We start from the raw sequence: 9,862 nt of genomic DNA, 5'->3' as shown, positions 1-9,862 counted from the left end.
ATACAAGGTATTTCCTATCGCTATTGCAGATTAATTACACACTCGGATGGTTATTCCTACAGTTGGAAAAGCTGTCCAATTCCTCCTCGGGTTGAAACCCGAGGTATCCTTGGAGAAGTTAGATGAATACCTCTACTCAGTTGGATTTAAACGGCATAAGAAAAGCCAAGAACATAGCTCGGCTTTTCATTATTACCGCTTGTGTATGTTCCGTTTACTTGGCTACTCTTCCTTTTCAAGCGAAACCACTTCCGGTTACCGCCCTTCCGACAATCGAACTGAACTTTGTGCAGTTTGAAGAACCCGCTCCTCCGCCACCGGTACGTGTAGAACCTGTTAAACGTCTTCTAGCTGAAGAATCCGACATAAAAGTAGAAACTCCTCCTGAACAGAAAGAATCCGAAGTTGTTCCACTGAAACCTCCTGTCGTTAAAACGGCAGAGCTTCCTCCTCCGATAGCGCCGGTCAAAGAAGTAAAGGAAAAAGTAGTTCCCAAAGAGCCTCGAAAAAAAGAAGTCAAGCCTGTGGCAAAACCAGTACCGGTTAAAAACAGTAAACTTTCTGAGGCTAAGCCTTCTTCAAACGAATCTATAAAACCAGCCTCATTAGCGGGTAGCACCTCTGAACTACAGGCAAAAAACAAACTTGCTTCCCTTTTAGTTGCCTTGATAGAAAAAAAGAAGAAATACCCGAAAGCTGCGATTCGAAGCGCAACTGAAGGAACTTGTCATGCGAAATTCAGATTCGATAAAGAAGGCAGGATTATCTCCGCTACCCTTTCCGTTCCATCCGGAAAAGGAGTTCTTGACCGAGCTTCCAATCAATTAGCCCAGCAGCTGATCGGCACAAACTTCAACATTCCAAATTCAGGGATTGAAATCCAAGTCCCTATCAAATTTGAGCTGGTGAACGGATAGGATCACTATTTTCTCCACAAAAAAGCGCCCGAGAACAGGCGCAATTGAAATGAGAAACAATAGCTTGTTTAGGGCACCTTGAAATTGTAGTAATGACACTCAGCGCAATAATTAACGCTTGGTTTGTGTCCCTTGTGGCATGTTGAACATGGCAGATTACCGTCATGCTGGCTATGCGGATTCATTTCTTCCGGATTCGCCGGGGTGGTCTTCTTAGCTACTTGATCATAGAACCCGTGGCATTGAACACATGGTTCATGTCTTTGATCATCTTCTTTGAGCTGGGCCGAAATTTGCGGTCCGTGGCATACTTGGCACTGAACTCCGCGCGCAACGTGACGATCTCCTAGGAACTGCGGCTTGTCCTGGGCGATAGCGCTAAATGAAAGAAGAGCGCCAAAAAATAAAACAACAAGCTTGGTTTTCAATTTAGTTCTCCTTTACACAATCGGCCGGAAACTAGGTTCACGGCCGACTGTACTATTACTCAGAGAAAGTGATTATCCGCGGTTAGGCTGTTTTGCAACTTCCTTACCGGCAACCTGACCGAATACTAAGCATTCTGTCAAGTTTCCGCCGCCCTGATAAACGAACTTCAGAGCAGAAGCGATTTCACCGACAGCGTAGAGGCCAGGAATCGGCTGGAGGTTCCAATCGAGAACTTCACGCTTGGCGTTAGCAGCCAAACCGCCCTTAGTATTCGGGCCGCCGGCTACGAGAGGAACAGCATAGAATGGGCCGTCGGAAACAGGCTGCAATGTGCTCTTGAGGCGTCCGAATTCTTTATCTTCGCCTGCTGCGCAAGCAGCGTTGTAGTTCTTAACGGTTTCTGCAAGAGCTGCAGGATCCATCTTGTTGCCGTTTTCCTTGATAGCTTTGATCTTCTTGCCGAGTTCTTCGATAGTGTCAGCCTTCAGGATCCAGCCTTTCTTAACAGCGTCGCTGTTGTCGGCTGCACCGTAATCAACAAAGCCATAACCCGGAGTGGAGATGCCGAGACCTACGAGAGGTTTGCTCTTACGGAGAGTTTCGTCAAAGATGAACCAAGACGGGCTGTTTGGATAGTCGAGTTTGTCGATATCAAACTTAACGGCTTCTTTATAGAAGAAGTAGCGGCTTGGATCCTTAGTGACTTTGTGTTCAGCAGCGTAACGTTTACCGTAGTTATTAACAACGATAGCGTGGCCGGAACCAACAGCAGGAGTGATCATGCCCAAACGCATGCCGTTATGGCGTACAGGAGCAGGCATAATGATACGGGAAGCAGCCTTACCGGCTTTCATGATGCCGGCGCCAGCCTTCTGACCCATAGCGATACCGTCGCCTTCATTAAATGTTGTGCCGTAGAATGCCCAGCCTTCAACACCCGGACCTTCCAAGAATGCTTGACGCATCGGGAGGCTGTATTCGTAACCGCCGGAGCAGAGAACAACGCCCTTGCGTGCTTTGTAAGCAACTTTCTTGCCGTTCTGTTCTGCGATAACGCCGATAACTTCACCCTTATCGTTCTGAACAAGGTCGCGGCCGCGAGTTTCGTAATCAACTTTGATCTTGTCGGCACGGCTCTTGATACCGTTGTCTAAGCAAAGCCAGAAAGCTTCACCGGAAATTGCTTTTTCCTTAGGACCGTTGTAGCAAGGAGTATTGAAACCTGCCGGAATACGATCAGGATAAGAAGAACGATAAACCTGATAGCCGCAGTCCTTAGCGCCCGGGAATGTTGGGAAAGCTGCGCCCTTGAAGCCCGGAGTAGCAAATGCTTGGAACTTCGGATCCTGCTTCTTCATCCAGTCAAGAAGGCCCGGAGTGTATTCGGCCCAAGCTTCGGCCAAGCCGTCGGAAACCTGAGGCTGTTCGCCTTCGAGTTTTCCAGGAATGTTTTCGCCGGAGAACATGGCCTTAGCATATTCTTTCAATGCTGCCTTATTGCCTGATTTATCCGGGCAGTGGAAGATACCGCCAGACATACGGGTATTGGAGCGAAGTGTTGCGGCTGGCTGTCTTTCGATAACGATAACATCAGCACCGTTGTCGGCAGCAGTGATAGCTGTAGCAGCGCCTGCACCACCCAAACCTACAACGATAACGTCAGCTTCCTTATCCCATTTTTGCTGCTGAGCAGAAGCGGTTGCAGCGGTAAATGTACCGACTGTGGCAACAACGCCTACGCCAGATGTTTTAAGGAAACCACGTCTTGAGATATTGGTCATTTATTTCTCCTTGTTTTGTTTTTTGAGATAGCTCACTGAGCTACGTATTTGAATTTACACGGTTACAAAGGGGGCGTAAAGGGAGAAAGTGCGGTTGATTTGACCAAAAGAGAAGAGTAAAATTTTTAAGTTGGGCTTAAGAAATTGCCCGTAGCCTCAAACAATTTTTCTCAGAAATGCAATTGCAATTTCTCCCTTCTCTTTCTCCTCTCCATTTACTTTTGAAACAATTAGTTACTTTTGTTGCATTCCAAATTGATGGTTTCCTATTTCTTATAACAAAGTCTTTTCATAGAAAACCATGTTGTACTCAATTGCGGGAAGATCCTCCCCTGTAGAAAAAAAAGATTTTTATCATGATCTTTAACTTGGAGAACCTCTGATGAATCTGAACGAAACGACTAAAGAAACTCTCGTTGAGAACTTGACTCTCGTCCTCCTGTATCTCACTAGCAGGTGCGAAGAGCTTCCGGTAACTCATGAAAAAATTTACTCGGCTTGGAAAAGTTATGACTGGAATGCTATGGATAAGCTAATTGAAGACGGCTGTGTGTTTCCTCCAAAATGTAGAAGAACACATACGAGATACTTGACCGAAGAAGGCGTAAAAAAAGCAAGAGAACTCCTGGAAGCACTACATCTGACAACAAAATAGCGTTCATAGCAGTTAAGCTCTTCTCCTGCTAAAAAAGCTCTCGTTTTGCTATGAGAACTTTTACTTAAAGAAAGACTCAATCAATTGATTCTTATGCTCCTATGCAAATGAGTCTTTGAATTAGAATGATTTCTGATCTTGGTTGTCCTAAGGTGTTTCATGCTAACAAATCAATGGAAATCCAAACATTTAGGAATGTGGGAACTCTTATTCAAAGTTTTTGAGGAAGGTTCCGTAAGTCGCGTTGCTGATGAAAATGGAATCGATCGAGGACAACTTTCTCGCATGATAAAGGCCTTGGAGAGCGAAGTCGGTTGCGAGCTGGTTGAAAGAATTGGCCGAACCGCAAAACCTACTCTTGCCGGTACCCAAGCAAGAAAGGAAATTTTACCGTTACTGGAATCTCTGGATAAAACCATCGTTGACTTAACAGCCTCCCAGCAGCTGTCCATCGGCAACATTAGATTCGGAGCCATGCCAGGCTTTCTTCAAACTCAAATCGTTCCGTTGATTGCCGAATTCCAAAAGCTTCATCCAAAAGTGACTTTTGATGTCATTGGTGACGATGATCCGAAAGCCATAATGTGCGGCCAAAGCGATGTCATGCTCTATTACGGACCAAACAATAATCCGCACCTCGTCGAACACTGGGTGACACGCTCTCTTTTCATTCCTTGTGCAGCGCCAAGTTACTTGGAACGCTATGGTTCTCCAACCTCGCCTACTCAACTCGTGGATCACGCCGGAGTGGTTTATAACGGCAAAGTCCGACCTCTCTCTCCCGTCTTGGTAAAAGGATCCCTCCAAGAAACGATCCATTGGAAATCCGAAATTCGGTTCAACAATATTTTGTTAGCCAAAACGGCTGCGCTTGAAGGCTGCGGAATAGTGCTGGATATGCCTCTGCATCACTGCTACCAAGAAATCCTCGCCGGGAAATTGGTCCCAATTCTCAACGGCTGGCATATTCCCAATCTTGATAATTACATTGGCACCACCTTAGAAGCTCATAAACTTAAAAGAGTTCAAACCTTTATCGATTGGTATGTGATGAGAAGAAGAGAAATAGAGGGAGAGCAGAAGAGGCTCGTCCAAGAAAAATTTCCTTTCATTGTTTACTAGAAAGCCTGAGCTCTTCAGGTAACAGCTCAGGCTTTCAAAAGGAAATAATTTAGAAAACGAACATACAGAAAGTTGTAACCACTAAGGCTGCGATAACGGGAATTGCTGTTCGTTTAGCAATTTCCATTGGATTAACGCCAGCCAATCCTGCAAGAATAATTACGCCGCCTGCCACTGGAGACATTGTACGGCCGAGACCTGCTGCAATTTGGGCAACCGCACCCAACTGCACAATGGTTAAGCCGAAATCTGCAGCATGAGGAGTAATTGCTTCGTTGAAAGCCAGAGCGGCGGCATTTCCGGAACCGGAAATTGCGGCCATGACAAATGGGCCAGCCGCAGCAGCGAACATAGCAACTGACTGAGAACCCTTCATGGAGTCAACCAGCGCTCCGGTAAGACCAATTGATTTCATACCGGCAGCGAATAATGCAGCTGCAGCAATAAGGATGACAACGTCACAGAATCCGTCACCGGCGCCTCGGCAGAAACGTTTGGAACAGTCGCCTATTTTTTGTTTGTTGATAATGGCAACAATCAAACCGATCGCTGTACCAATAAGCATGCAAACCGGAACAGAAAATGCTTTTGTGGGTAAGACTCCTACTTGCTTTGAAGCCAAAACAAGAAGAATAAGAGGAACGACAGGAACGACGGCGTAGATAGGATTTACCTTGAAATCCTTTTCGGTCTCTTCTGCCAACCCTCCTTCCAAAGCGTCTCCGGCGGTAGATAATTGAGTTGAGCCCACGCCTTCCTTCAAGAACATGCAAATGAGAGCGAGCACGGCAGCGACGACTAGCGCACCAATTGCGCAAGGCAAAAACTCTTGCATGATGACGATCATCGCATCAGGAGCACCAATCTCCTTTGCTTTGAATGCTATGTCGGCAATCTGAGGATTAAACATCAAGCCCGGGCTAACGACCGAACCCCAGGTTCCTGCGAACACTGCAGATGCTGCCATTACAGGTCTAACTTTTAAGGCGATCAGAGCCGGCACCAGCAGTACACCGACAGCCGCAGCAATTCCGGCAGCAGAAGGAAGGACGATATTCAGCACCCACGTAATTAATACTGCACCTGGAATAACAATCGCCGGTACGTATTTCAAAGGCTTAACCAGAGAGTTGACCAAGTGATCTGAGCACTTTGTGAATGTCATGACATATCCGAAGCCCATTACTGTTACGATGGTCGGCACTAAGCCGCCATTTACCAGCTGCTTGATGAAAGCGTCAACAGCAGCGCTTAAAGTAACATTTGATCCGCAAACGTATTGTCCTATCAAAGCCATCACAATGCCTGATAAGCACAAAACGAGACGAGCTTCATAATTCTTATATATGAGCCAAAAAGTAACGATAACTATTGCTAATCCAATCCAGATCATATGTGTCTCCTGAGATTTATTAGGTTTATAACTTTGCAAACGCTGTATCTAAATTGATTGCAGCTTCTGAGAGGTCTTGCTTTTTCTTATTTAGCCAAAGCTCATCCTGCTCGAGTTGTTTGGCAATTGAAATTAAGTTTTTAGAAGTACTTAAAGGTGAAGGAGCTCCGGTTCCGATGCGGGACCTCACAACATTTTCAGGCGCGAGATAACCTCTGAATTCCTGCTCGGAAAGTGGCAGCCTCAGGGCTTTCCCCTCCAATTTCTCTGTTATTTCTTCATAACTTTTTTGAACCGTTTCGAAAGGAATATTGTTGGGAAGCCAACCGTTTTTGCGCCCTTTTGACACCACATCGCTAGCGAAGTTATGTCCAACCCTGAAAGGCACCTTGTAGTGCATTTGAAGGGCCTCAGCCAATGCCATTGTGCATGTCCAGTCATTTTCCAGTTCTTCTAAGGCACGTTCTTTATTGACGCGCAGCATAGAAAAAGCCTGCGTAGTGAGAGCCAGCATGGATACAGTCAAAGAAAACACCTTGGCATTGTCTTCAAGCACACTTTCCTTGTTGTCATACATCCCGAGATTAAGGTTGTGCGCTCTAAAAAAAGCTGTGGTGGTGGCGCCAATTACGTCCGAGGCTCGGGCCCGAGTCTTGTTCAATATTCCGGGATTTCTTTTTTGAGGCATTGCCGATGATCCGTAAGCATCCGAATCGTCCAACATAATCCAGGGCCTGGTCTGAGAATACTGCTGAGCCAAATCTTGTATTAGTACCGTTATTCTTACGGCGATATTGGATGCAATTGAAGCCGCCTCCAATGGAATGTCGAAAAGGCTTACTTGAGAGCTATCCAATCCATTGATAATAGGTGCATCAAATCCAAGTAACTCGGCCAATCTTTCTCTTGAAAGAGGCCACGCTGAACAAGCCAGGACGCCGCTTCCCAGCGCGCACTGATTTACACGCACCCAGGCCTCTTTAAGTCTAGCTGCATCTCTTTCGAACGATTCCAAAAATGCCCAGAGATAGAATCCTAGAGTTATGGGCATTGCCTGGACACCATTGGTATAAGCCGGCATCCATGTTTCTACATTGCACTCTGCTATCGCCAACAGCTGCTTTCTTAATTTGTTCAGTTCGTCAAAAGTATCGATAACTGCTCTTCTTAAACGAGCTTGGTTGAGTGTGGCGAAAATATCCTGGCGACTTCTTCCGGTATGAATGAGAGTTGCTTCTTGTCCGCAATGTTTGATTAGAAGTTTTTCGAGAGGCATGATATCGAAAATTGGAGATGCCCCCGGCGCATTTAACTCTTTCTCAGCTTCTCGCTGTGCCTCTGCAATCTTCTTCGTTTGCTCTCTAGAAAGAATTTTCTGTTCGCTTAACATCACTAGAGAGGCTCGGTTTATTCTGTTTTGCCAATACTGCCAAGTCTCAGTAGCTGCCTCTTCACTGGTTGGGCTTAGCGTATCCGGTCCCCAAGGAATTCGAGAATTTGTCATAAGGTACCTCAAATTTGTTTCCTTCAGTCTAATTTGAGGGCTCGAAGATCGAAATGAATTTTTAAACAATAAAACGTTCAATATTTCTTCAAATAATTCTTGGAATCGACTTAGTTATTCTGCTTTTCTTTTTATATTCATAGAAAAACATGGCATACAAAGTTAATCAAAAATATTAAGTGAGGGATTTATTATTCTTACTATGTGTATTTTCTCATCATATAAGGGAATATACTTATTGAAGCTCAACCTTTACTTGTCATTATTTGTCGCAGGGGGCGAGAAAAATATAGAAAAAGGACCTCCTATGCGATTCAAGAAAAATAACAACAACTCATATAACGTGTACTCGAGTGCAAAGTCTGGCTCGCCTCTTCTATGCAAAATTTCTTTTTGTCCGTTAAAAGAAAATCCTGAAGAACAATACCAATTCGATTGGAAAATCGAGGATGAAAAAATTCGACAACAGATTTTTCGAGAGTGGAAATCCAAACAAAAGAAAATTCCGTTTCTCACTATTCTCTGCGAAGGTAAAACGGAGCTGATTTATCTGTCGGAAATTATCAAAATCCTCGGTCTTACCAATAATGTTGCCATCTCCTCTTACAACGGCGGCGATCCAAAAGTTCAATTTATTCCAGCTACGAATAATTTCCTTTGGCAAAAGCAATTCAAGCCTGACTTCAACCAGGAACTCTGGTTTGTCTTCGACAAAGACGGACATCCCGGATATAAAAGCCTGACCGAAATGCCCAAAATTAATTCCAATGGAATCTTTCTAGCTTGGTCTAATCCGTGCATTGAGTATTGGTTCTTACTTCACTGCGAAAAATTCAAGGACGAAGATCTGCCTAGGACACAAAAAGAAGAAATTGAAAGGAAGTCGTGGGTTGAAGCCGGAAATGGTGATCACGTTGAGAATGTCCTTACGCAAGTCACATACCAGTTTCACGTCTCTCCGGAAGACTGCTTTGCCAAACTCAGGTCTCTCTCTACAGGCTATAGCAAAACTGCTCCGGATCTTTTTTTTCGTTTTTCTACTCATCTTCCATTCGCACTGAACAACTGCAAAAACAGAACCAATCCGGCTCAACATGGAAGCGCAATCCCGCTTCTAATTGAACGCTTGATTAAATATTCACCTTATTCTCGTACTGCTGCTTTGGCATTGCTGGCAAAGGCCAAACCTGTAGCGAAGAAAAACAAAACTCCTCCTAAATGGTCAACACAGGAATTCAATCGTTTCAAGAGCCTGGTAGGATCCGTGCAAAGTTCTAAAACAATTAGCGATGACAATTCAGAATTTATGGTTTGTTTCCTAAAAAAACTTCTTACGAACATCTCTCAGAAAACCAAACCGGAAATTGTCAAAAACTACTTTCCTAATTGATTACTTCTATACGCTAATTTGCGTATTAACGATTTGGTGCCGAGCGTGTAGAATGAGCCAACCGTTAACTACTTCTTTCAAACTAAGGAGAACTCATGACTAAGTCTTTAAAAGGGACAAAAACTGAAAAGAATCTTTGGACAGCATTTGCCGGCGAATCCCAAGCCCGCAACAAATACGACTACTTTGCAGGAGTAGCTAAGAAGGAAGGATTCCAACAAATCGCTGCCATTTTTGAAGAAACCGCTTCCAACGAAAAAGCCCACGCTAAGATTTGGTTTAAAGAATTGCAAGGTATCGGCAACACAGCTGAAAACCTGAAAGCAGCTGCAGGCGGAGAACACTACGAATGGACCGACATGTATGACACATTCGCCAAAGAAGCTGAAGAGGAAGGATTCCCTGAATTAGCAGCTAAGTTCCGCGGCGTTGGCGCCATCGAAAAACACCACGAAGAACGTTTCTTGAAGCTTCTCGACAACATCGAAATGCAGAAAGTATTCGAAAGAAGCGAAATCGTTATGTGGCAATGCAGAGAATGCGGCAACTTGGTAATGGGCCCAAGAGCTCCAGAAGTTTGCCCGGTTTGCAGCCACCCGCAAGCCTACTTCCAGTTGCAGGAAAAGAACTTCTAATTCAACGGTTCTGAATTAGGAATAATGGCCGACGAG

9 protein-coding genes are annotated in these 9,862 nt (G+C 44.8%); 5 read left to right on the top strand and 4 right to left on the bottom strand.

Annotation, left to right across the window (positions count from 1 at the left end; translation table 11 throughout):
- Positions 1–122 precede the first annotated feature (122 nt).
- Entirely contained in the window at positions 123–917 is a 795-nt protein-coding gene (locus tag ACYQ4O_RS06460) for a TonB family protein (RefSeq protein WP_460175118.1), read from the top strand.
- Between the two features lie 68 nt (positions 918–985).
- Here ACYQ4O_RS06460 and ACYQ4O_RS06455 read toward each other — a convergent pair whose 3' ends face one another.
- Positions 986–1,345 carry a cytochrome c3 family protein gene (locus ACYQ4O_RS06455; protein ID WP_308513265.1) on the bottom strand — a complete coding sequence of 120 codons (360 nt, stop codon included), beginning with the start codon at positions 1,343–1,345 and terminating at the stop codon, positions 986–988.
- Positions 1,346–1,417: 72 nt separating this feature from the next.
- Entirely contained in the window at positions 1,418–3,127 is a 1,710-nt protein-coding gene (locus ACYQ4O_RS06450; RefSeq protein ID WP_460175117.1) for an FAD-dependent oxidoreductase, read from the bottom strand.
- A gap of 382 nt (positions 3,128–3,509) precedes the next feature.
- Here ACYQ4O_RS06450 and ACYQ4O_RS06445 point away from each other — a divergent pair, with 382 nt between their 5' ends.
- Entirely contained in the window at positions 3,510–3,782 is a 273-nt protein-coding gene (locus ACYQ4O_RS06445; RefSeq protein WP_460175116.1) for a DUF6429 family protein, read from the top strand.
- Positions 3,783–3,941: 159 nt separating this feature from the next.
- Positions 3,942–4,904 carry a LysR family transcriptional regulator gene (locus ACYQ4O_RS06440; RefSeq protein ID WP_460175115.1) on the top strand — a complete coding sequence of 321 codons (963 nt, stop codon included), beginning with the start codon at positions 3,942–3,944 and terminating at the stop codon, positions 4,902–4,904.
- A gap of 49 nt (positions 4,905–4,953) precedes the next feature.
- On the opposite strand, the gene dcuC is transcribed toward ACYQ4O_RS06440, so the two are convergent.
- Both dcuC and ACYQ4O_RS06430 read right to left on the bottom strand, forming a co-directional pair.
- On the bottom strand, positions 4,954–6,297 hold the full coding sequence (gene dcuC / locus ACYQ4O_RS06435) for a C4-dicarboxylate transporter DcuC (RefSeq protein ID WP_308513262.1): 1,344 nt from the start codon (positions 6,295–6,297) through the stop codon (positions 4,954–4,956).
- Positions 6,298–6,322: 25 nt separating this feature from the next.
- Positions 6,323–7,801, bottom strand: coding sequence for an argininosuccinate lyase (locus ACYQ4O_RS06430; protein ID WP_308513261.1), 1,479 nt, complete (start codon positions 7,799–7,801; stop codon positions 6,323–6,325).
- Positions 7,802–8,108: 307 nt separating this feature from the next.
- Between ACYQ4O_RS06430 and ACYQ4O_RS06425 the strand changes: the two genes are divergently transcribed.
- Positions 8,109–9,191, top strand: coding sequence for an RloB family protein (locus ACYQ4O_RS06425; RefSeq protein ID WP_460175114.1), 1,083 nt, complete (start codon positions 8,109–8,111; stop codon positions 9,189–9,191).
- 95 nt (positions 9,192–9,286) lie between these two features.
- The gene (rbr, locus tag ACYQ4O_RS06420) at positions 9,287–9,826 is read left to right on the top strand and encodes a rubrerythrin (RefSeq protein WP_308513259.1); all 540 of its coding nucleotides are present in this window, start codon (positions 9,287–9,289) and stop codon (positions 9,824–9,826) included.
- Positions 9,827–9,862 lie beyond the last annotated feature (36 nt).

The organism is Turicimonas sp. TL08, from assembly GCF_054660695.1.
Note: the sequence above shows the minus strand (reverse complement) of the source record. Positions and strands in the feature narration are given on the sequence as shown.

Bases quoted from the DNA above. Each gene is read 5' to 3' on its own strand.
- ACYQ4O_RS06460 (WP_460175118.1), top strand. From the start codon at position 123: ATGAATACCTCTACTCAGTTGGATTTAAACGGCATAAGAAAAGCCAAG.
- ACYQ4O_RS06450 (WP_460175117.1), bottom strand. From the start codon at position 3,127: ATGACCAATATCTCAAGACGTGGTTTCCTTAAAACATCTGGCGTAGGC.
- ACYQ4O_RS06445 (WP_460175116.1), top strand. From the start codon at position 3,510: ATGAATCTGAACGAAACGACTAAAGAAACTCTCGTTGAGAACTTGACT.
- ACYQ4O_RS06440 (WP_460175115.1), top strand. From the start codon at position 3,942: ATGCTAACAAATCAATGGAAATCCAAACATTTAGGAATGTGGGAACTC.
- dcuC (WP_308513262.1), bottom strand. From the start codon at position 6,297: ATGATCTGGATTGGATTAGCAATAGTTATCGTTACTTTTTGGCTCATA.
- ACYQ4O_RS06430 (WP_308513261.1), bottom strand. From the start codon at position 7,801: ATGACAAATTCTCGAATTCCTTGGGGACCGGATACGCTAAGCCCAACC.
- ACYQ4O_RS06425 (WP_460175114.1), top strand. From the start codon at position 8,109: ATGCGATTCAAGAAAAATAACAACAACTCATATAACGTGTACTCGAGT.
- rbr (WP_308513259.1), top strand. From the start codon at position 9,287: ATGACTAAGTCTTTAAAAGGGACAAAAACTGAAAAGAATCTTTGGACA.